The organism is Duganella phyllosphaerae, assembly GCF_001758785.1.
GTDB classification, from domain to species: Bacteria; Pseudomonadota; Gammaproteobacteria; order Burkholderiales; family Burkholderiaceae_D; genus Rugamonas; species Rugamonas phyllosphaerae.
Map to the genome: position 1 here is coordinate 13,919 of NZ_LROM01000061.1, position 20,765 is coordinate 34,683.

Here is a 20,765-nt window from a genome sequence, read left to right on the forward strand (position 1 = left end):
GGAGACCCATGGCGCAAGCACCATTTGCGCGCGGACTCAAAACGGTGGCCTTCGCGGCCGCCGTTTTTTCGTTTGCGCAGAACATTGCATTAGCAGCAGAACCGACTTTCAATAACCCGCTGGTCAAGCACCGCGCCGACCCGCAAGTGGCGCTGCACAGCGACGGCTATTACTATTACACGGCCACCGTACCGGAATACGACCGCATCGAAATCCGCCGCGCACGCTCGCTCAACGACCTCGGCGCCGCCGAGGCCAAGGTGGTGTGGCGCAAGCACGCCAAGGGGGAGATGGGCGCGCACATCTGGGCCCCGGAGATGCACTATATCGACGGCAAATGGTATATCTACTTTACCGCCGGCCGCGCCGATGCGATCTGGGAGATCCGCCTGTACGTGCTGGTGAACGAGTCGGCCAATCCGCTGCAGGGGGACTGGAAGGAACTGGGGCAGTTGAAGACCGGTTGGGAATCGTTCGCGCTCGACGCCACCACGTTTGCACTGAACGGCAAACGCTACCTGGCCTGGACCCAGCGCGGCCAGGACGCCAAGGTCCACGCCACCAATATCTACCTGGCGCAGATGGACACGCCGTGGTCGATTACCGGCCCGGCAGTGCTGCTATCGAAGCCGGACTATGCGTGGGAGAAGGTCGGGCACGAGGTCAACGAGGCGCCAGCGGTGATCGTCAAGAACGGCCGCGTGTTCATGACCTATTCGGCCAGCGCGACCGATGCCAACTATGCACTGGGGTTGCTGACGGCGCCAGTGGCTTCTGACTTGCTCGATGCGGCATCCTGGAAGAAGTCGCCGGTGCCGGTATTTGCGAGCAGCGAGAAGAACAGCCAGTACGGGCCGGGGCATAACGCGTTTACGACCACGCCCGATGGCAAGACCGACATCCTGGTGTACCACGCGCGCAATTTCAGGGATATCGCGGGCGAGCCGCTCAAGGATGCCAACCGCCATACGCGGGCGCAGGTGCTGCGATGGAAAGAGGATGGTTCGCCGGACTTCGGGGCGCCGGTGGCGGATTGATAACCCGCACGGCCAAGGCCGCAAGGCCGGGGTCGGACCCTAATGCCGTTAAGTTAAGCTCAGCGTACCCGTCGTACCGCATCGGCGGACCGCCGCGAAGGCGGGTACCCAAGTTCTACGAAATTCGTCGAAATGCCGGCCAAATTGGGTCCCCGCCTGCGCGGGGACGACGTTTCGATGCTAACAAAATTAAAACTTCAGCTTAACTTAACGGCATTAGGGTCAAGGGGGTAAAAAGCGCCCGTACGGGGATTAAAGCGCCTCTTGCAACGCCGCTAACCAGTGCGAACGATACGCACTCCAGCCATTCAACACCAGCGGCGCCGCCACCGAGCTTCTTACCGCCGGCGCGCTGCCCCAGTGGTGCAGCATCCAGCCGCCGCAGGTCGTGCCGCTGGTGTCATCGGTGCTGCTGATGGCCTGGCCCGGCCGCAGTGCGGCCAGCAGCGGCGCAAACCACGGGTTGCCGGTGTAACTGCCTTCCACCACCACTGCGCCATCGGCGCCCAGCTGCGCGAGGCAGTAGTCAGACACCAGCACGCAGTACAGCGTGGCCAGTGCATACCGCTGGCGCGCATCGACCGGCGCCGGGCCAGTGATCGAACCGGTACGGCCCGCAAACGGACCGCCAGCCTGCGAGAAGCAGGGCAGGGCCATGGTCTGCTGGTCGATCAACCGCTGCAAATCCTCCACGGTACAGGTCTGCACGTCGGCGCCCGCCAGCTCGCCGAACTCGCGCCCGCCCATGAAGCGGATGCAGGCCACGGCCTGGCCCAGCGCATTGGTATTGGCCAGCATATCCGACCGCTCACGCAAGCCATCGAGCGGTTTGCCCGGCGCGGCGGCGATCACCCAAGTGCCGGTCGAGAGCACGGCAGGCTGCGCCACGCCATCGACGGCTGCCAGGTGGCGCAGCAGCGAGGCATTGCTGTCGTGGATGCCGCAGATGACCTGGCACGATGCCGGTAAACCGGTATGCGCCAACAGCGCCGCCTTCAACGGTCCCAGTGGCGCCCACGCCGGTTGAAGCGGCGGCAACAGGGCGTTCCAGCCCATGCGTTCGACCAGCTGCGAATACTGCTGGCGCGCCGGCTGCCACAAGTCGGTGTGACAACCGAGCGACGTCACTTCGCCGGCCGCCACGCCAGATAAACGCCAGGCCCAGTACTGCGGGTACATCAACAGGTGATTGGCCTGCGCGAACTCGGCCGGGAAGGTCTGCGCCTGCCACGCCAACTGGCGCCCCAGGTTCAGGCCGGCGGGCAGCAGCGGCGAACAGGTCGTGTCGTACGCAGGACGCAGCGCCTGGTACGTGGCTGCCTGCGCGGCCGGCGGCTCGAACTCGTAATCGAGCACCGGCAGCACCAGGCCGTCGTCATCGACCAGCGCGGCGGTGGCGCCGTGCGTGACCGGCACGATGGCGCCGATGGTGGCCAGGCTGGAAAACTCGGTCATTCCGTCCAGCATCCAGTGCCAGATGCGCTCGACGTCGTGGTGCGGATATGGTCCGTCGGTCAGGATGGTGTTGGGGCTGCGCCGTTCGGCCAGCACCGCGCCGGCGGCGTCCAGCAATACCAGTTTGACGTTGGTCTTGCCGATATCGAGGACCAGGGTGGCATCGGTTGTACCATCAGTTGCGCCGCTCATTTGGCGATCCTCCTGCCGCGCAGCAGGCGGGGCAGGGCGATGGTGACCAGCAGCAGGATGCCGACCACGATGGTCATGTAAATGCCGGGGATATTCGCCAGCGACAGGCCGTAGGTGACCGTGCCCAGGGTAAGCACGGCCAGCAGCACGCCGCCGATGGTGCCGGCGCCGCCGGCGATGCTCACGCCGCCCAGGATCACCATGGTAATCACTTCCAGCTCCCAGCCCATGGCGATGTTGGGACGGGTGCTGCCGATACGGCCGGTGAGGAACCACGCAGCCAGGCCGGCCATGGCGCCCGTGAGCATGAACAGGCCCAGGCGGTAGCTGTCGACCGGGATGCCGGAAAAGCGTGCGGCCACCGGGTTGTTACCGATCGCGTACACGCGGCGGCCCCAGGTCGTGCAGTGCAGGAAGCCGGCAAACAGCAGCGCAAACACCAGCAGCACGACGAATTCACGCGGGATGAAGCCGAAGAAGTAACCCTGGCCCCAGTCGGTCATCAGCTGCGGGTAGCCGGTAAAGGCTTTGTCGCCCAGCACCACGCTGGCCAGGCCGCGGAACAGCGACACGGTACCGATGGTGACCACGATCGAGGGCAGCTTGTACCGCGTGACCATGATGCCGTTGAGCCAGCCGCAGGCGGTGCCTGTGGCAATCGCGATCGGCAGCAACACTTCGGGTGGGGCGCCATTGGTGTGCGCCAGGCCTACCGCCACCGACGACAGCGCCAGGATGCCGGAGACCGAGATGTCGATCTCGCGGCAAATGATCAGCAACGCCATCGGCAGCGCGATCATCGCCTTTTCGCTGAAGTTGAAGGTGCCGTCGGCCAGGTTGACCATGTCGAGGAAATGCGGCTGGACGATGGCGCAGATGGTGAATGCGGCCACGAACAGCAACGCCAGCATGCTCTCCCAGCTGCCCAGCGCCGCGCCGAGGCGGAAGCCCTGGCGGTCGGCGATGACGTAGCGGGACGTGGACGCAGCGGGAGTCTCGGTGACAGGCGTTGGTGCTTCGTTGGTCATGACGGTACTCGTATTCACGCCGCGCTCCCTTGAGCGTCAGCTTTGTTCAGATGCAGCGGGAGAATCTGGCGACCGCCGGTTTTGCCGCTGCGCGCATTGATCAGCACTGCAGCCAGGATCACCACGCCGGTCAGTGCGCTTTGCCAGAATGGCGACACTTTGACTACCGGCAGCGCGTTGCCGATTACGGCCAGGAACAGGCCGCCCAGCACCGCGCCAGCCACGCTGCCGCTGCCGCCAGCGATGCTCACGCCACCGATCACGCAGGCGGCAATCACGGTGAACTCGAAGCCGTAAGCGATCTCGGTATAGGCCACCGCGTAGCGCGCCACCCACAGGTAGCCGCACAGGCCGGCCACGGCGCCGGAAATACCATAGGTCCAGAACAGGCGCTTGGCGATCGGGATGCCGACGTAGCGGGCCGACGCCGGGGCGTTACCGACCGCGTACAGGTCGCGGCCAAAGCGGCTGTGCATGGCGATGTACCAGAACACCAGGATGGTCGAGCCGGCAATCCACACCAGGTTGGTCACGCCGAGGAAGCGCGACAGCGGGAAGGCGATGAACTCGGGCGGCATCTGGTGCGATGACACCCAGGCGCCGCCCGACAGCACGAACACCAGGCCGCGATACACGCTCATGGTGCCGAGCGTGACCACGATCGGCGCCAGGTCCAGGTAGCCGATCAGGTAGCCGTTGATCAGGCCGAGCCCAAGGCCAATGGCGATCGCCACCAGCATCACGACCGGCAGCGGCAGCTCGGGAAAGCGCACGGCCAGCAGCGCCGACATCATGCCCGACAGGGCCAGCGTGGACGCCACCGACAGGTCGATGCCACGCGTGACGATCACCAGCATCTGGGCCAGGGCCAGCATGATCAGCAGGGTGCTGTCGGTGAGCAGGTTGCCCAGGCTGGAGCTCGAGACGAACACCGGTGCGCGCGAACCGACCAGGGCGATCAGCACCACGATCGAAATCGCCAACTGGGTCTCCCGCATTTTCAGAATTTCCTTCACGCGCAGTCCTCCGCCAGTTCGTTGCCAGATGCGGCGGAGACGATCATTTCCGGCGTCGCCTCGCCACGGTTGAATGTATGTTCGATGCGGCCCTGGTGCATGACCACGATGCGGTCGGCCAGGCCCATTACCTCGGGCAGCTCGGACGAGACCAGGATCACCGATAAGCCCTTGCTCACCAGCTCACCGATAAAGCGGTGCACGGCGGCCTTGGAGCCGATGTCGATGCCCTTGGTCGGCTCGTCGAGGATGATGACCTTGGGGTTGGTGGCCAGCCATTTGCCCAGCACGACCTTTTGCTGGTTGCCGCCCGAGAGCTCGGAGACGTTCTGCGTCAGGTAGGCAGCTTTGAGTTCGAGCTGCTCGGCGAAGTGGCGGGCGATCTTGTTCTCTTCGGCGCGGCGTCCGCGCAGGAAGAAGCCGACCTTGGACAGGATCGGCAGGGTGATGTTCTGCAGGATGGGCAGCGTCAGGTGGGCGCCCTGGTGCTGGCGGTCCTCGGGCACGTAGGCGATGCCGTGCTTGATGGCGTCGGCAGCGCAGGTCACGCACACCGGCTTGCCGTCCAGGCGTACATTGCCGCGCACCTGGGTGGACAGGCCAAACAGCGCCTGCATCACCTCGGAGCGGCCGGCGCCCACCAGGCCATAAAAGCCCAGGATTTCGCCGCGCCGCAGCTCGAAGCTGACGTTATCGAATTCGGTGGGGTGGCACAGGTTTTCCACAGACAGCAGCACTTCGCCGGGCGTCACATCCGCCTTCGGGTAGGCCTGCTTGACGGTGCGCCCGACCATCAGGGCCACCAGTTCCTGCTCGGTGATGTCGGCCAGCGCGCCTTCGGCGATGAACTGGCCGTCGCGCAGCACGGTGTAACGGTCGGCCACCTCGTAGATCTCGTCGAATTTGTGCGAGATGAAGATGACGGCAGTGCCGGCGTCGCGCAACTGGCGGATGATGCGATACAGCTCGCGGATCTCGCGCTGCGACAGCGACGCCGTCGGCTCGTCGAGGATGACCACGCGCGCATCCTGCGACAGGGCACGGGCGATTTCCACGAAGTGGCGCTGCGCCACCGACAGGTCTTTTACCCGGGCACGCACCGGCAGCGCCACCTCCAGGCGTTCGAACAGCTTCTCGGCTTCCGCTTCGATCTTGCTCCAGTCGATGCGCCCGGAGGCGCCGCGACAGGGCTGGCGCCCCACGTAGATGTTTTCCGCCACCGTCAGTTCGTCGAACATCACCGTCTCCTGGTGGACGGCGGTGACGCCCGCCTGCATGGCATCCTGGGCATTGGCGAACCTGACCGGCTGGCCGGCAAGTTCGATGGTGCCCTCGTCGGGACGATAGATGCCGGTCAGGGTTTTGACCAGGGTAGACTTGCCGGCGCCGTTCTCGCCAATCAGCGCCATCACTTCACCGGCGCGTACCGACAGCGCGACGTTGTTGAGGGCGACGATGCCGGCAAAGCGCTTGCAGATCCCGGTCAATTGCAGGACCGGGGTGGTATTCATATCCATGGGGCGATTCCAGCTCAGAAGATCTTGGAGAACTTGTCGACGTTCCCTTTGTCGTACACGAATGGCGCACCCATGGCGCCGATGCCATTGGCGTCGATGGCGATGGTGCCCATGCGGCCGGCGTTCACGCTGCCACCGGCCTTGGCGCCGGGTGCCGCTTTGACGAAGTCGTAGGCGGCGTAGGTGACGGCGTAACCGAGGTCGATCGGATTCCAGATCGCGAACTCGCGCACGGCGCCGCTCTTGACGTGGCCGGCCATCTCCGACGGCAAACCGAGACCGGTGACGTACACCTTGCCGACCAGCTTTTCATCGACGACCGCCTTGCTGGCGGCATTGATGCCCACGGTGGTGGGGGAGATGATGGCTTTCAGGTTCGGGTTGCTGCGCAACAGGCCGATCGCCTCGCGGTAGCTCTTGTCGGACTGGTCGTCGCCGTAGACGGTGGCGACGAGCTTCATGCCGCTGTATTCCGGCTTCTTGAGCGTCTCCTTCATGATGCCGATCCAGATATTCTGGTTGGTGGCCTGGGCGGAAGCGGACAGGATGGCGATGTCTCCCTTGCCGCCGATGGCGTCGGACGCCATCTGGATCTGCTTCTCGCCGATCAGTTGCTCATTGGACGGATTAAGCTGCATCAGGCGGCCTTCCTTGTCCAGGCCGCTGTCAAAGCTCAGCACCTTGATCCCGCGCGCCATCGCCTTCTTGGTGATCGGTACCAGCGCGTTCGGATCATTGGCCGAGATGACGATCGCATCGACCTTCTGGCTGATCAGAGAATTGATGATTTCGATCTGGCCTTCAGCGCTCGGCGTGGTCGGACCGGTATAGATGATTTCGACGTTTTTCAATTCCTTGGCGGCGTCGTTGGCGCCGGCATGGGCGGCGTCGAAGAAGCCGTTGCCCAGGCTTTTGACGACCATGGCAATGCGGATTTTTTCGCCGCCAGCGCCAGCTTCGGCGGATTTCTTCTCACCGCAGCCGGCAACGGTCGCGAACAGTCCGGCCGCAACTGCGGCCACTATGATTTTCCTGCGCTTCAATGTGATACCTCCGACTGGAACATGGCTGCCGCCTGGTAGTCAAACGGCGAAGTGAAAGGGCTGGCATTGACCTGGGCGGGCACCGCTTCCGGTTCCACGGTCACCACGCGCACGCCGGACTGCTCGAGCAGCTGCACGGCCGAATCGGAAGCGTAGGTATCGGTGATCACGGTGGAGACGCGGTTGAGGCCACACAGGATCAGGCCCGCCTTCTTGGCAAACTTGGAGCTATCGACCAGAACGATCAGTTCTTCGGCTTGCGAGATCAGGCGCTTTTCGGCCTGGATCAGCAGCGGATCGGCTTCCATGAGGCCGAGCAGCGAGAGGCCATAGACGCTCATGAACATCTTGGCGGCGTAGTGGTGCTGGGTGATGTCGTTGTCGAAGGGGCTGAGGATGACGTTCTGCTCGCGATAGACCTTGCCGCCGGGGACAATGATCTCGTTTTCGCTCGATACCAGCAGGCGCTCGGCCATCAGGAAGGAATTGGTGAGGATTTTCAGGTGATGATCGACCAGGAACTCGGCCATCATGAAGGTGGTGGTGCCACCGTTGATGATGATGGTCTCGCCCTCGGCGCACATGCCTGCGGCGTGGCGCGCGATGGCGCGTTTGCGCTCGGCGTAGCACTGGATGTTGTGCTGGAAGGTTTCGCTGGTGAGGGTGAAGCTGCGCTTTTTTTGCTCCAGGTTGGCGGCGCCGCCCCTGGTGCGGGTGAGCAGGCTGCGCGCGGCGAGCCAGCTGATGTCGCGGCGCACGGTGGCCGGGGAGGCGCTGAGCCAGTCGACCAACTGCGGCACGCTGGCCGTCTGATGTTCGGCGAGCAACTTCAGCAAACGTTTACGACGCTTGTGATTTACCATATCTGTCTCCATTTTTTTTCGTCCCTACTACCGTCGCTGCTGCATCACTGCCGCGGACCGATCCGGTGTGGGACTTTATTAATTACCAAGCCTAAACATTTAGAAATCTGCCGTCAATCAATATGCGATCAAATATTTGATTGATTCGATAACCGAGTCACAAACTGATCAAGTTTCGATCATGGGTGTGATTATTTCCGTCTTGGTCATGAAGTTGAGCGCTTGCGCATTGACACTGTTGCGGCGCTGATTTCTACTGGTTGCATGTGCCCGAGAGTGGCATGAAATCAACACTTAGCACGCTATACCAATCAAACAACGACGGAGATCAGCAATGAATGTAACTCAGCAAGCCCCGATTACTTCCCTGTGGGACGATGCCGCAGCAGCCACAATGAGCGAGCCAGAGCTGCTGCTGTACCGTTCCAACTTGCTCGGGTCCGATCTGCGCATCACCAACTTCGGCGGCGGCAACACCTCGGCCAAGGTCATGATGGCAGATCCGCTCAGCGGCGAGCAAGTGGAAGTGCTGTGGGTGAAAGGCTCCGGCGGCGACCTGGGCAGCATCAAGCTCGACGGCTTCTCGACCCTGTACATGAGCAAACTGAACGAGCTCAAGGGCCGCTACCGCGGCCTGGCGCTCGAAGATGAAATGGTGGCGTACCTGCCGCACTGCACGTTCAACCTGAACCCGCGCGCCGCCAGTATCGACACCCCGCTGCACGCCTACATCGACCGCAAGCATGTCGATCACATGCACCCCGATTCGCTGATCGCGATCGCCGCCTGCGCCAGCAGCAAGGCCCTGACGCAAAAAATCTTCGAAGGCGAACTCGGTTGGCTGCCTTGGCAGCGTCCAGGCTACGACCTGGGCCTGAAACTGGAAGAAGTCTCGAAAGCCAATCCGGCCCTGAAGGGCATCATCCTCGAAGGCCACGGCCTGTTCACCTGGGGCGATACCGCCAAGTCGTGCTACGAAACCACGCTGGCAATCATCAAACGCGCAGAAGAGTGGATCGCCGCCAACTCGAAACAGCCGGCATTCGGTGGCCAGGCCATCGAGGCGCTGCCAGCCGAACAGCGCGCCGCACTGGCCGCCAAGCTGATGCCACTGCTGCGCGGTAAAATCAGCCGCGACGAATTCAAGCTGGGCGACTTCAACGACAACGCCACCGTGCTGGAATTCGTTTGCAGCCGCGACCTGAAACCGCTCGCTGCGCTTGGCACTTCGTGCCCCGACCACTTCCTGCGTACCAAGATCCGTCCATTCGTGGTCGAATTCGATCCGCTGAACCCGGACTTCGACAAGCTGGTCGCCAGCCTCGATCAGGCGCTGGAAGACTACCGCGCCGACTACCGCGCTTACTACGACCGCTGCAAGCGCGATAACAGCCCGGCCGTGCGCGACGCCAATCCGATCATCTACCTGATTCCTGGCGTGGGCATGCTGTCGTTCGCCAAGGACAAGGCCACCGCACGGATCGCCGGCGAGTTCTATGTCAATGCGATCAACGTGATGCGCGGCGCCAATGGCGTGGACACTTACGTCGGCCTGCCGGAACAGGAAGCGTTCGACATCGAATACTGGCTGCTCGAAGAAGCCAAGCTGCAGCGCATGCCCAAGCCGAAAAGCCTGGCTGGCCGTATCGCCCTGGTAACCGGTGGCGCCGGCGGCATCGGCCAGGCCGTGGCCCGCCAGCTGCTGCAGGAAGGCGCATGCGTGATGCTGACCGATATCGATCCGGAAGCTTTGGCCCAGGCCAAGAATGACCTGACCAAGGCCGCCGGCAAGGACAGCGTCGAGAGTATCGTCGCCAACATCACCAGCGAAGAGGAAGTGGAAAACATCCTGGCCGCGACCTCGCTGCGTTTCGGTGGTATCGATCTGCTGATCTCGAACGCCGGTATCGCTTCGTCGGCGCCGCTGGAAGACACCACCCTCGAAATCTGGCAGCGCAACCAGGACATCCTGGTCAAGGGCTACTTCCTGGCCGGCCGCGCCGCGTTCCGCATCATGAAGCAGCAGAAACTGGGCGGCAGCATGGTGTTCGTCGCGTCGAAAAACGGCCTGGTGGCGTCCGCCGGCGCTTCGGCCTACTGCACCGCCAAGGCTGCGGAAATCCACCTGGCACGCTGCATCGCCCTCGAAGGCGCACCGCACGGCATCCGCGTCAACGTCGTCAATCCCGATGCCGTGATCCGTGGTTCGCGCATCTGGGACGGCAAGTGGAAGCAGGAACGCGCGCAGTCGAACAAGATCGAAGCCGACGACGTGGAAGCGTTCTACCGCGACCGCAGCATGCTCAAGCTGAGCGTACTGCCAGAGGATATCGCGGAAGCCGTGTACTTCCTGGCCAGCTCCAAGTCGGCCAAGAGCACCGGTAACATCCTCAACGTCGATGCCGGCAACGCTGCCGCATTCACGCGCTAAGCAAGCGGCGATCAAGCGCGAATACCTATAAAATGCCGCCGGCCCGGTTTGCGATGAACGCGCCGGCGGCACCAGAAAAAAACGAAGGAGACCCTCACATGAGCACCATTATCGACAGCGGCCGCGTGGCCGAACACAACGACAAGCTGCGCAGCGGCCTGGAAGAAGACTACGCCGCACTGGCCGGCATGTTGTCGCGCCGTGGCGTGGACATCGAGCAGCTGACCGCCAAGGCGCAGAAGTTCGCCGTGGCGCTGCCCAGCTGGGGCGCCGGCACCGGCGGCACGCGTTTCGCGCGCTTCCCCGGCCGTGGCGAGCCACGCAACGTCTTCGAAAAACTCGACGACTGCGGCGTGATCCACCAGCTGACCCGCGCCACGCCTGGCGTATCGCTGCACTTCCCATGGGACAAAGTGTCGGACACCCAGGCCCTGCGCCAGCAGGCCGAAGCCCACGGCCTGTACTTCGACGCCGTCAATTCGAACACCTTCCAGGACCAGGTTGGCCAGGAACACAGCTACAAGTACGGCAGCATGACCGCCATCAGCGCCGCCACCCGCGCGCAAGCGGTTGCGCACAACGTCGAATGTATCGAATTGGGCAATGCGCTCGGCTCGAAAGCGCTGACCGTGTGGGTAGGCGACGGCGCCAACTTCCCGGGCCAGCACAACCTGCGCGGCGCGCTGGAACGCTACCTGGAAAGCGCGCGCGAAATCTACGCCGCGCTGCCGGCCGACTGGCACATGCTGATCGAGCATAAACTGTTCGAGCCGGCGTTCTACGCCACCACCATCGCCGACTGGGGCACCAGCTTCGCCTGCGCGCAATCGCTGGGCGACAAGGCCAAGTGCCTGGTCGACCTGGGCCACCATGCCCCGAACACCAATATCGAAATGATCGTGGCGCGCCTGACCCAGTTCGGCAAGCTCGGTGGTTTCCACTTCAACGACAGCAAGTACGGCGACGACGACCTCGATTCGGGCAGCATCAACCCGTTCCAGCTGTTCCTGGTCTTCAACGAACTGGCCGATGCGGCCGAGCGTGAAGGCGCGGGCTTCAATCCGGCCTACATGCTGGACCAGTCGCACAACGTCACCGATCCGATCGAAAGCCTGATGAGCAGCGCCGTGGAAGTGCAACGCGCCTTCGTGCAGGCCAACCTGGTCGATCGCGTTGCTCTGCGCGGTTTCCAGGAATCGCACGATGCGCTGCAATCGGCGCAAACGCTCAAGCATGCGTACCGCACCGACGTCTCGTCCATCCTGGCCATGGCGCGCCTGCGTAACGGCGGCGCCATCGATCCGGTGGCCTGCTACCGCGCTTCGGGTTACCGCGACCAGATGGCCGAAGCACGCCCGGCCAAGGCTGGCGCCAGCAGCAGCGGTATCGTATAAACGGTGGCACCCGTCACTGTTGGACTGCGCCGGTGCGATCACCTGCGCAGTAAGCTGACGCCGTTCGCGCAAGCGGCGGCGTTGGCCTGCGCTGTTACCTTTTCTCTGGCCAGCAGTTCGGCTGCGGCGCAGCAAACCACACTGTCGAACCGCCTCGCCGACGTCGCCGCGCAGTTTGCAGCGCCGCCTGCCGACGCGCGGCCGATGGTGCGCTGGTGGTGGTTTGGCCCGGCCGTGGTCAAACCCCAGCTGGAACGCGAACTGCAAGCCATGAAGGCGGGCGGTTTTGGCGGCGTGGAGATTCAGCCGGTGTATCCGATGGAACTCGACGATCCCGCGCGCGGCATCCGTAACACTCCCTATCTTTCTTCCGAATTCCTCGACAACGTCAGCTACGCCAACCGCACGGCGCGGTCGCTCGGCCTGCGCGTGGACATGACGCTGGCCAGCGGCTGGCCCTACGGCGGCCCGCACGTGGCCATAACCGAGGCAGCATCGCGCCTGCGCGTGCACGTGGCCGAATTGCCTGCCGGCGCTGCCTCGGTAGCGCTGCCCGCGATCATGAGCGGTGAAAAACTGATCGCCAGCTTCGTCGGCGCAGGTACTGCCAAGGCGTACGACGCTACAGCGCTGAAACGCACGGAACTCGGCGCCCTCACGGCCACCACGCCGGGACGTGGCGCGCTTGCCGCCAGCAAGGAGCCCCGCGTGGTGGTCAGCTATATCGCCAGCCGCACCGGCCAGCAAGTCAAGCGCGCAGCACTCGGTGCGGAAGGCTTCGTGCTCGACCACCTGAGCCGCAAGGCTATCGACCATCACCTCGACGTGGTGGCGACGCCGCTGCTCAAAGCTTTTGGCGACCAGCCACCGACAGCGGTGTTCTCGGACAGCCTGGAGGTCTATAACACCGACTGGACCGACGACTTCCTGCAGCAGTTCCAGCGCCGCCGTGGCTACGACCTGACGCCTTACCTGCCACTGGTGACGAGCGGACAGGGTGCAGACGCGCCGGCGCTGCGGCGCGACTGGGTGCTCACGCAAACGGAACTGGTCAACGAACGCTATCTGACGCCGGTCAACGACTGGGCCGTCAGGCACAAGACGCAGTTCCGTTCGCAGACCTATGGCGAACCGGCCGTGTCGCTGTCGAGCTACCGGCTGGTGGGACTGCCCGAGGGCGAAGGCCCGCAGTTCCGCGAATTTTCGTTCACCCGGCTGGCGACGTCTGCCGGGCACCTGTATCAACGCCCGGTGATCTCGGCCGAGACCTGGACCTGGCTGCATTCGCCGGCATTTGCCGCCACGCCGCTGGACATGAAGGTGGAAGCGGACCGCATGCTGCTGCAGGGCGTGAACCTGTTCGTGGGCCACGGCTGGCCGTACACGCCGCCCGGCGTAACCGAGCCGGGTTACTCGTTCTACGCGGCGGCCGTGTTCAACAACCACCAGCCGTGGTGGAACGTGATGCCGGACGTGAACGCCTACCTGACCCGCACCAGCTACCTGATGCGCCAGGGCCAGCCGGCCAACACGGTAGCGGTGCTGCTGCCCAATGACGACGCCTATGCGGCCATGACGCCCGGCAAGGTGTCGCTGTCCGAGCACATGAAGCATTACGTCACGCCCGAGCTGACTACGCAAATCCTCGACGCCGGCCACAACCTCGATTACGTCGATGCGGAGTCGGTGTTGTCGCTGGGTGTGAACCACCCGGTACTGGTGCTGCCGCACGTCACGCGCTTGTGGCCCGAGGTGCTGGCCAGGCTGGACGAGTACGTGCGCCAGGGCGGCAAGATCATCGCCGTCGGCGCACTGCCGTCCAAAGCGCCCGGCTACCGCGATGCTGTGCGCATCACGGCGCAGGTACAGGCGGCATCGAAGGCGCTGTCGGCCAAACCGGCCGTGACCGTGGTCGCCGATGATGGCGACGTCGGCGCGGTCCTGGGCCGGGTGCTCACGCCCGACTTCAAGGTGGCGTCCAACGCCGCCGATATCGGTTTCGTGCGGCGCAAGCTGGCCGACGCCGACATCTACTTCATCGCCAATACGAGCAACAAGCCGGTGCGCACCACGGCCACATTGGGGCAGCTGCGCAAGTCGGCGGCGTGGTGGAATCCGCATGACGGCAAGACCAGCACTGCCGCCGTATCGCCGTCGGTGACGCTGGACCTGGCGCCGTACGAATCGCGGGTGCTGATGTTGAGCGATGCACCGGCCGGCACGGTGTCGCAGCCGGCACAGGTAGCGCCGACGGTGCTGGCCGACCTGGCGCGCGACTGGCAGTTGCGCTACCCGGACGGCGCGGCGCAGGCCATGCCGCAGCTGCGGTCCTGGACCGACGACCCGGCGCGCCGCTATTTTTCCGGCATCGCCAGCTATACGCGCGACGTCACGCTCACCGCCGCGCAGTTGAACAACGCAGCGGTCACGCTCGATTTCGGCCAGGGCACGCCGCTGGAGGCTGTACCCAAGGTCCCCGCCGGGATGCGCGCCATGCTCGAGAGCCCGGTGCGGGAGGCGGCCGAAGTATTCGTCAACGGAAAACGTGCCGGTTCGGTCTGGCGACCGCCCTACACGGTGGACGTGACTGGCGCACTGACGCCGGGCGTGAACCGCATCGAAGTGAAGGTGGCCAACCTGGCGCTCAATGCGCTGGCGGGGCAGGAGCGGCCCGACTACCGGCTGCTATCCGGCCGCTACACCCAGCGTTTCGTGCCGCAAGATACGCAGCTGATCACACCACAGCCATCGGGCATGCTGGGCGCCGTGCGCCTGCTGACCCAACCCGAAAAGTGAGGACATCATGATTATCAAGAAGTGGTTCAACCTGGCGGCCATTGCGCTGCTGGCGGTTTGCACATCGGCTGCCGCAGCGACCTTCAGCCCGTCGAGCTACGGCGCCAGGGGCGATGGCGTCACGCTCGATACCCGGGCAATCCAGGCCGCCATCGACGCGGCGGCCAAGCATGGTGGCACGGTGGCGTTCAAGCCGGGCACGTACCTGAGCGGCTCGATCTTTGTCAAAAGCGGCGTTACGCTGCAGGTGGACAAGGGCGTGACCATCCTCGGCTCGCAAAAGATCTCCGACTACACGGTGCTGCCCACCCGCATCGCCGGCATCGAGATGCGCTGGCCGGCTGCGCTGATCAACATCTACGAGCAAACCAACGCAGCCATTACCGGCGAGGGCACCATCGACGGCGACGGCAAGGTCTTCTGGGACAGCTACTGGACCCTGCGCAAGACGTACGAGCCGCGCGGCCTGCGCTGGGCCTCGGACTACGACGCCCAGCGTCCGCGCCTGATCCAGGTCTTCAACTCGTCGCAGGTGAAGGTGGGTGGTGGCCTGCTGCTGCGCCGCTCCGGCTTCTGGACCCTGCATATCTGCTACTCGACCGATGTGACAGTGGACGGTGTGATCATCCGTAACAACGAGGGCGGCCACGGTCCATCGACCGACGGCATCGACATCGACTCGTCGAAAAACATCCTGGTGCAGAATGCCGACATCTCGGTCAACGACGATGCGCTGTGCCTCAAGGCCGGCCGCGATTCGGACGGTCAGCGCGTGGCGCGTCCGACCGAGAACGTCGTGATCCGCAATTCCGTCATCCGCGAGGGCGCCGCCGGCGTCACCTTCGGCAGCGAGACCGCGGGCGGCTTCCGCAACGTGGAAGCCTACGGCATCACGGTGCTGGACAAGGTGCCGGTCGGGATCCTGTTCAAGTCGGCGCATACGCGCGGCGGCTTCGGCGACAACCTGCGCCTGCACGACTTCACCATGAAGGGCACGCCGGTGGCGATTCGCATCACCATGAACTGGAACCCGAGCTACAGCTACGCCAGGATCCCGGACGACATCAAGGATCACCCGGACTACTGGAAAGTGCTGGCCACGCCAGTGCCGCGAGAAAAGGGCATGGCCCACTTCCATGACGTCAAGATTTGGAATATCAAGGCCACCGGCGCCACCACCGCGTTCGAAGTGAGCGGCTATCCGGAAGCGCCGTTGAACCGCTTCAGCTTCGAGAACATCGACATCGAAGCGCAAAAGGGCGGCTTCATTTTCGACGCCAGCAACTGGCAGTTCCGGGACGTAAAACTGGCCATCAAGGAGCCGGTGCATTTGCTCACCACGTCGGACGTGCGCGGCCTGCCGGCCGGCAGCACGGTGATCAAGCCACGGCCACCGGAAGTGCCGCTCAAAGAGAAGAGCTTTGAAGAGCAGGACAAATCGTGACCAGGCTAACCGTATTGGCGGCCATGTTGGCCGCATTGGCAGCACTGGGTGGCTGCGCCAGCGTGGCGCAGTCGCCATCGTATCCGCTGCCCACGCCCGCCATGCAGGCCATCGTGGACAAGGACACCAGCCGCCACTTCGGCGATGCGCCGGTCGATGGCGGCCCGCTGGCAACCGACCTGTCGCCGGCCCTGCGGCCGGCCGACATCGACCGGGCGCTGCGAAAAGTGGCCGACTGGCAGCTGCTGCGCACCACGCCGCACTTCGACCGCATCTGGACTTCCAGCGTGCTGTACTCCGGCTTCATGGCGGCGTCCGAAGCCACCGGCGATGCCAAATACCGCGACGCCATGCTGGCCATGAGCGAGAAGTTCGCGTGGAAGCTGCGCACGCCGTATCCGGACGCCGACAATATCAGCGTGGCGCAGACTTACCTGGAGTTATACCAACTTGAGCCTGCACCGGCGCGCATCGCGTCCACCCGGGCCGAACTGGAGACGCTGATCGGCCTGAAAACCATGAAACCGGGCGACGCCCGTCTGCCCTGGTGGTGGTGCGACGCGCTGTTCATGGCGCCGCCGGTATGGGCCAAGATGTACCAGATCACGGGCGAGCGCCGCTACCTCGATTACATCCACACCCAGTGGCAGGCCACCTACGACCAGCTGTACGACCAGGAAGAACACCTGTACGCGCGCGACGCCAGCTACAAGGACAAGCGCGAAGCCAATGGCAAGAAGGTGTTCTGGTCGCGCGGCGAGGGCTGGGTGCTGGGTGGCCTGGCGCGCACCATCGACTTCATCCCCGACAACGATCCGAAAAAGCCGTTCTACATCACGCAGTTGCAGCAGATGTCGGCACGGCTGGCGCAGCTGCAAGGCGCGGACGGCTTGTGGCACGCGGGCCTGCTCGACCCGGCCAGCTACCCGCTGCCGGAAATTTCCGGCTCGGCGCTGTTCGTGTACGGCATGGCGTACGGGGTCAATCGCGGCTACCTCGATGCCGCGACCTATCGCCCGGTGATCGCCAAGGCGTGGGCCGGCATTCTGAAAAATATCTACGCGGACGGCCGCCTGGGCGGCATCCAGCAAACCGGCGCCGAGCCGGCATACTACTTGCCGGCGTCGAGCTACAACTACGGCGTGGGCGGCTTCCTGCTGGCCGCTGCCGAACTCAAGAAAATGACCAGGGACGATCAATGACATTGACCACAGCCACCGCACCCACCACGCGCGCCTTCCGCATGAAGCTCAAACCGGGCATGGTGGAAGAATACAAGCGCCGCCACGACGAACTGTGGCCCGACCTGGCTGCCGCGCTCAAGCAAGCCGGCATCTACGACTACTCGATCTTCCTCGACGAAGAAACCCTGCACCTGTTCGCGGTCCTGAAACTCGCGCCCGACCACACCACCGCCGACCTGCCGCAGCAGCCGGTGATGAAGCGCTGGTGGGACTACATGGCCGAACTGATGGAAGTGGAGCCGGGCAACCGGCCAACCGAGTGGCCGTTGCAGCAGGTGTTTTACTTCGCCTGAGGTTTTACCACCGCGTTGGAGGGGGTAAGCAGGCCGCGCTCGCGCAGCCATTCTTCGGCGCGGCGCGGCCACAGCGACGTGGTCCCGAGACCGTCGCGCATGCCCATGCCATGGCTGCCATGTTCGAACAGGTACATCTCGGCCGGCACCTTGGCGCGGGTGAGCGCCTGGTAGAACAGGATGCTGTTTTCGACCGGCACGGCCTGGTCTTCCTGGGTGTGGATCAGCAGCGTGGGCGGGGTGTTGGACGTCACCTGGTTTTCCAGCGACATCAGCGCGATGGATTCCGGCGCAGGACTGGCGCCCAGCAGCGCCTTGCGCGAACCGGCGTGCGCCGCCGGGTCCTTCATGGTGATGACCGGGTACATCAGCATCAGGAAGTCCGGACGGGCGCTGGTGGCGTCGAGCGGCGCGCCGGTACGGCCCAGCGGATGGTCGAACAGGGTGCCGGCGCTCGCTGCCAGGTGGCCGCCGGCTGAGCTGCCCATCACGCCGATGCGCGCCGGATCGATGCCCAGTTCCGCCGCGCGCGAACGAAGGGTGCGCACCGCGCGCAGCACGTCCTGCAGCGGGGCAGGGTGGCCGTATTCCTGCATCCGGTACTTGAGCACATAGGCGGTCACGCCCAGGGTGCTGAGCCACTTGCCGTATTGTTCGCCCTCGCGCGCGGTAGACATGCGCACGTAGCCGCCGCCGGGGCAGATAATGACGGCGGTGCCGTTGGGCCGATCGACGGCAGGGCCGATACGGGTGAGCGAGGCGTCAGTGACGTTGGAATTGTAGCCGCCGCCGATTTTTTCCGGGCCGATCGCTTTGGCGCCAGGTACGCCTTCGGGCCACAGGGTCATCACGTTGCTGTCGGCGTGGGCCGTGCCTGCGCCGACTGTCAATGTCAGTAATAGGGCAATCAGAGTTTTTTTCATGGGGAGACGATAAAAATGATCAAAAAGATTTTAGGTGCGACGTTGGTGCTGTTGGCCATGCAGTCTGGCAGCGCCGCGCCATTGTTCAATGGCCGCAATTTCGACGGCTGGGAACTCAAGACCACGCCCGCCACGACCGTGGACCAGGTGTTCAGTGTACTGCCGCAAGGCGTGATCGCGTCCACCGGCCAGCCCGGCGGTTTTCTCGCCACCACCAGAAGCTACGCCAACTATACCTTGCATGTCGAGTGGCGCTGGAACGGCAAGCCCGGGAACGGCGGCGTGCTGCTGCATATCAGCGACGGCCCGATGGACCGCGTGTGGCCGCTAAGCCTGCAAGTGCAGACCAAGCATGGCAGCGCCGGCGACCTGCTGCCGATGGCCGGCGCGGCATTTGCGGAACCGCTCACCAGCGCCCCCGGCGCCGAACCGCGCATCAAGGGCAAGATGGCGGCCGACAGCGAACTGGCGGTCGGCCAGTGGAACGTGGCCGACATCGTCGCCCGTGACGACGTGGTGGAACTGTCGATCAACGGCGTGGTGCAAAACCGCGTGACCGGCGTCAAGCCGGCCGCCGGCCGCATTGGATTCCAGCTCGAAGGCGCACCGTACGAGCTGCGCAACGTGATTCTGATGGCATTGCCTTAGCGTTTCAGCCAGGCTTCCGGCACCGGCACCACCACGATATTCATCGACCGGTTATCGTCCGACAGCATGGCCGACTGGATCTGGATCCTGGTGCCTTCCTTGTTGAAGGTCGGGTGCGGGTGATCGGCTGCCGTGGTCTTGTGGCCGGTGGTGAGCATGATCATCTCGCGCGTCTTGCGGTCGATCAGATAGACGCTGCGGCTGAAATCATCGCCGACCGCCCATTTGCCGTCCGACGAACCATGCACGTGCCACAGGCCGCTGCCCGACGGCGTCTGGCCGGCGATGGCCATTTCGCGCGTGCGCAGGTTGACGATCGCCAGGCCGGTCGGCTTTTCGCGGGTGCCGGTCGCGCCCCAGCCGTCATCCTGGCCCGGGTTGGCGCCATACACGCCGGTCGCCGGCGCGGCCACGCCGCTGGTGCCCTGGGCGCCGGGAATCGGACGGTGGCCCATGATCGCCATCGCCACTTCATCTTTCGAGATCACCGCTTCGTGGGTGACCCATTCGTACGACGCTTCCGGGTACAGCGGGCGCAGGCCGGTGCCGTCGGCCTTGACGGTCCAGGTGCGCTGCGGCGACTTGCCGCCGGTCTCCCAGCAGAACACGATTTCGCCAGGATTGTACAGGTTGGCCTGGATATGACCGATCTGGAACGGTACCGATACCACGTGTTTTACCTCACCGGTGCGCACGTTCAGGCGTGCGATGCCGTTCGGACCTGCGCCCATCTTGCGTGGACCGAATGCCGGTTCGATCTTTGTACCCGCTGGCAGGTGCTGGGCGGACCATGCAGGGCCGGTGCGGAAGTAGGCCCATTCCTCGTCGGCGTCGAGCGCCATGTCGCCGCCCGCTTCCAGCTGCGCGTCGGTGGTGCCGCAGATGCGCTGGTAGGCGTCGGCCTTTTGCAGCTTGCCGCTAGCGCTGTCGGCAAACAGCCTGGCCAGGTCCACTTCGACGATCTGCACCCGCTTGCTGTCGCCGGTGGCGCGCATGAAGTACAGCTTCATCGACTTCTGGGCCAGGTTGAGCATGCCCATGTAGCCGCCCTCGGTCACTTGTACCAGGTCGCCGGTGGCCTCGTTGACGGCCATCGCTTCGCCTTTGACGCGGTTCGAACGGAATACCAGCCATTTACCGTCCGACGTCCACTGCGGGTGGGTAGGGTAGATCTTGGAGTCGCCCTTGGGCGTGCTGGTCAAAAAAGTCAGCATGGTGCCGGTGACCAGGTCCTTGACCACCTTGCGCTCGGACGGGAAACGGGTGCCGATCTGCGCCTGGGCGGCGCTGGACGCGATCAGCGCTGCGCAAATAAGTAATTTGGAAATCATCGTAGTCTGAAAAGGGTAGAGAGAGTACGATTGTGGGCCGATACGGCACCGGGTATTGCTCATGTTCCTGATTCTTTAAACGGCTGGAACCGGGTCGGAAAAAACCTCGC

Annotated in this window: 16 protein-coding genes; 8 read left to right on the forward strand and 8 right to left on the reverse strand. The window is 64.1% G+C overall.

Annotated elements, in window-relative coordinates; all coding sequences use genetic code 11:
- The first annotated feature begins 8 nt into the window (after window positions 1–8).
- Complete coding sequence (locus tag DUPY_RS06450) at window positions 9–1,037, forward strand: glycoside hydrolase family 43 protein (protein ID WP_070247006.1); 1,029 nt, start codon at window positions 9–11, stop codon at window positions 1,035–1,037.
- A 252-nt stretch (window positions 1,038–1,289) separates the two neighbouring features.
- Here the strand turns inward: DUPY_RS06450 and DUPY_RS06455 are convergent, their stop codons facing one another.
- Genes DUPY_RS06455 through DUPY_RS06480 form a run of 6 tightly spaced genes read right to left on the reverse strand, consistent with a single transcriptional unit; the run spans window position 1,290 to window position 8,151 of the window.
- A complete protein-coding gene (locus DUPY_RS06455; protein WP_070247007.1) occupies window positions 1,290–2,684 on the reverse strand; it encodes an FGGY-family carbohydrate kinase in 1,395 nt (464 codons plus the stop codon).
- Window positions 2,681–3,712 (reverse strand): ABC transporter permease, encoded by a 1,032-nt coding sequence (locus DUPY_RS06460; RefSeq protein WP_070247056.1) that lies wholly within the window; start codon window positions 3,710–3,712, stop codon window positions 2,681–2,683. The genes DUPY_RS06455 and DUPY_RS06460 overlap by 4 nt, the downstream gene beginning before the upstream one ends.
- A gap of 14 nt (window positions 3,713–3,726) precedes the next feature.
- Window positions 3,727–4,728: an ABC transporter permease gene (locus DUPY_RS06465; protein ID WP_141749442.1), complete on the reverse strand. Its 1,002-nt coding sequence runs from the start codon at window positions 4,726–4,728 to the stop codon at window positions 3,727–3,729.
- Window positions 4,725–6,245, reverse strand: a complete 1,521-nt coding sequence (locus DUPY_RS06470; RefSeq protein WP_208600007.1) for a sugar ABC transporter ATP-binding protein — start codon at window positions 6,243–6,245, stop codon at window positions 4,725–4,727. The genes DUPY_RS06465 and DUPY_RS06470 overlap by 4 nt, the downstream gene beginning before the upstream one ends.
- A 14-nt stretch (window positions 6,246–6,259) precedes the next feature.
- Entirely contained in the window at window positions 6,260–7,267 is a 1,008-nt protein-coding gene (rhaS, locus tag DUPY_RS06475) for a rhamnose ABC transporter substrate-binding protein (RefSeq protein ID WP_141749443.1), read from the reverse strand.
- Window positions 7,268–7,284: 17 nt separating this feature from the next.
- The gene (locus DUPY_RS06480; protein WP_070247009.1) at window positions 7,285–8,151 is read right to left on the reverse strand and encodes a DeoR/GlpR family DNA-binding transcription regulator; all 867 of its coding nucleotides are present in this window, start codon (window positions 8,149–8,151) and stop codon (window positions 7,285–7,287) included.
- 334 nt (window positions 8,152–8,485) lie between these two features.
- Here DUPY_RS06480 and DUPY_RS06485 point away from each other — a divergent pair, with 334 nt between their 5' ends.
- From DUPY_RS06485 to rhaM, 6 genes are all read left to right on the forward strand, one after another.
- Window positions 8,486–10,582: a bifunctional rhamnulose-1-phosphate aldolase/short-chain dehydrogenase gene (locus DUPY_RS06485; RefSeq protein ID WP_070247010.1), complete on the forward strand. Its 2,097-nt coding sequence runs from the start codon at window positions 8,486–8,488 to the stop codon at window positions 10,580–10,582.
- Between the two features lie 98 nt (window positions 10,583–10,680).
- Window positions 10,681–11,976: an L-rhamnose catabolism isomerase gene (gene rhaI, locus DUPY_RS06490; RefSeq protein ID WP_070247011.1), complete on the forward strand. Its 1,296-nt coding sequence runs from the start codon at window positions 10,681–10,683 to the stop codon at window positions 11,974–11,976.
- 3 nt (window positions 11,977–11,979) lie between these two features.
- Window positions 11,980–14,772, forward strand: coding sequence for a glycosyl hydrolase (locus DUPY_RS06495; RefSeq protein ID WP_229255257.1), 2,793 nt, complete (start codon window positions 11,980–11,982; stop codon window positions 14,770–14,772).
- 7 nt (window positions 14,773–14,779) lie between these two features.
- Entirely contained in the window at window positions 14,780–16,216 is a 1,437-nt protein-coding gene (locus DUPY_RS06500) for a glycoside hydrolase family 28 protein (RefSeq protein ID WP_070247012.1), read from the forward strand.
- Window positions 16,213–17,418 (forward strand): glycoside hydrolase family 88/105 protein, encoded by a 1,206-nt coding sequence (locus DUPY_RS06505; RefSeq protein WP_070247013.1) that lies wholly within the window; start codon window positions 16,213–16,215, stop codon window positions 17,416–17,418. Before DUPY_RS06500 ends, DUPY_RS06505 begins: the two co-directional genes overlap by 4 nt.
- Window positions 17,415–17,753 (forward strand): L-rhamnose mutarotase, encoded by a 339-nt coding sequence (gene rhaM, locus DUPY_RS06510; protein WP_070247014.1) that lies wholly within the window; start codon window positions 17,415–17,417, stop codon window positions 17,751–17,753. Before DUPY_RS06505 ends, rhaM begins: the two co-directional genes overlap by 4 nt.
- On the opposite strand, the gene DUPY_RS06515 is transcribed toward rhaM, so the two are convergent.
- Complete coding sequence (locus DUPY_RS06515; protein ID WP_070247015.1) at window positions 17,741–18,676, reverse strand: alpha/beta hydrolase; 936 nt, start codon at window positions 18,674–18,676, stop codon at window positions 17,741–17,743. The two genes, rhaM and DUPY_RS06515, sit on opposite strands and share 13 nt — an antisense overlap.
- 15 nt (window positions 18,677–18,691) lie before the next feature.
- Here DUPY_RS06515 and DUPY_RS06520 point away from each other — a divergent pair, with 15 nt between their 5' ends.
- Window positions 18,692–19,324 carry a 3-keto-disaccharide hydrolase gene (locus DUPY_RS06520; protein ID WP_070247016.1) on the forward strand — a complete coding sequence of 211 codons (633 nt, stop codon included), beginning with the start codon at window positions 18,692–18,694 and terminating at the stop codon, window positions 19,322–19,324.
- Here the strand turns inward: DUPY_RS06520 and DUPY_RS06525 are convergent.
- A complete protein-coding gene (locus DUPY_RS06525; RefSeq protein ID WP_070247017.1) occupies window positions 19,321–20,655 on the reverse strand; it encodes a TolB family protein in 1,335 nt (444 codons plus the stop codon). The two genes, DUPY_RS06520 and DUPY_RS06525, sit on opposite strands and share 4 nt — an antisense overlap.
- Window positions 20,656–20,765 lie beyond the last annotated feature (110 nt).